Source organism: Capnocytophaga periodontitidis, assembly GCF_016126015.1.
GTDB classification, from domain to species: domain Bacteria; phylum Bacteroidota; class Bacteroidia; order Flavobacteriales; family Flavobacteriaceae; genus Capnocytophaga; species Capnocytophaga periodontitidis.
Map to the genome: position 1 here is coordinate 1 of NZ_JAEFDB010000045.1, position 757 is coordinate 757.

1 protein-coding gene is annotated in these 757 nt (G+C 40.8%); it reads left to right on the plus strand.

What is annotated here, in order from left to right:
* The coding region (locus I7X29_RS15230) for a hypothetical protein (protein ID WP_198475889.1) at positions 1 to 757 on the plus strand (757 nt) is incomplete at both ends.

The following is a 757-nucleotide window of genomic DNA, read 5'->3' on the forward strand; positions in this document are numbered from 1 at the left end:
TAACCACTACTATAGTTTAGATGGTGCTGCTGATAGACCTATAGTGTGGACAATAGCTAATCAAGCATTCGAATTAGAAGTAAGTCCATTGGCGGCACACACTGTAGTTGTGAAAGATGTAAATGGCTGTGTGACTACAGCTACTTTCAGTACTACGGCACTTATTACAGCTACAGCTACTGTTAGTAGAAATAAAACTTGTGCAACCCCTACAGCCGATATCACAGTAACTGTGACTGGAGGTACAGGTACTTACAGCTATACCTTAGAACGCTTAGATAATGGCGTAGTAGCAGGTGCTGTACTTGCACAAAATGTAGCCTTTCCAACACCTACAGGTGGAGTGATTACTATCGCAACGCCTACAACCGAGGCAGCTACTTACCGCATCACTATTTATGATGCCGAAACAGAAAATTGTCCTATAGTGAAAGAAGTAGTAGTACGTGACCCTGACCCTATAAATACAGATAACACAGTGGTGCAACCTTACCACGAAAAATGTAATTTAGGACTCACTGCTACGGGTACAGGTAGCATTGATATAGCAATGCCTACCGATAGTGATAGTTATACCTTTAGGATTACAAATGCTATTGATATCACTACAGGAAATAATGTAACAGTAACTACAACTCCTGCTATCGCAGGTACTCATACAGCTACTTTCACTCAGTTACACGGTACAACACAAGGAGTGAAATATCAAATAGCTATTACTAATAGTACAGGTTGTGTGGCCTATGTTGATGCTACT